Here is a 553-nt window from a genome sequence, read left to right as displayed (position 1 = left end):
ACAATGCACGGGTGCTTGCTCCATGTGGTAATCCCCGGTGTGGGGTGGGAGCGTTTTAAAATCCACTTGCTAATTCGGTTGTACCCGTGTACAACTAAAGATAGTCTATTATCACACGTGTTAAATTGTCAATACCACACCTGTAGAATAAGGAAAAGTACATGGGTAGAATAAATGGGCAGAAAAGCGACTCACGGACAGAGGAAGGAAAATATAACCTTGACCCTAACCCCAGAGGGCGTGGAGCTGCTGGAAGTCAAGGCCAAGACTATGGGAATCAGCAAGAGCGAGTTTATAGAACGAATAGCCAGGAATTTAATTTCAGAAAACCAGGAAGAACAGTTACTGGGGGAATGCTCCGCCAGCTAGTTGAAGAATGGGAACAGCAGCTGGCCGTCAAAAAACTGGAAATTGAGCGACTGGAATCTAGAATTAATGAATTTCGTGCGCTTCAAGAAGAGTTAGATCAGAAAATTCAAGAAAATCCATAAACCGTCTACCTATCCACAGGTCGGACGGTTTTTTGATGCTCTCATGACCAAAATCACTGAAG

The 553-nt window shown here is 44.1% G+C and carries 1 protein-coding gene; it reads left to right on the top strand.

Annotation, left to right across the window (positions count from 1 at the left end; all coding sequences use genetic code 11):
- Positions 1 to 161: 161 nt before the first annotated feature.
- Complete coding sequence (locus tag ACM0OP_RS24610; RefSeq protein ID WP_462362472.1) at positions 162 to 491, top strand: hypothetical protein; 330 nt, start codon at positions 162 to 164, stop codon at positions 489 to 491.
- Positions 492 to 553: the final 62 nt, after the last annotated feature.

The sequence above is a fragment of the Nodularia chucula CCY0103 genome (genome assembly GCF_963923915.1).
Taxonomy (GTDB): Bacteria; Cyanobacteriota; Cyanobacteriia; order Cyanobacteriales; family Nostocaceae; genus Nodularia; species Nodularia chucula.
Note: the sequence above shows the minus strand (reverse complement) of the source record. Positions and strands in the feature narration are given on the sequence as shown.

Bases quoted from the DNA above. Each gene is read 5' to 3' on its own strand.
- ACM0OP_RS24610 (WP_462362472.1), top strand. From the start codon at position 162: ATGGGTAGAATAAATGGGCAGAAAAGCGACTCACGGACAGAGGAAGGA.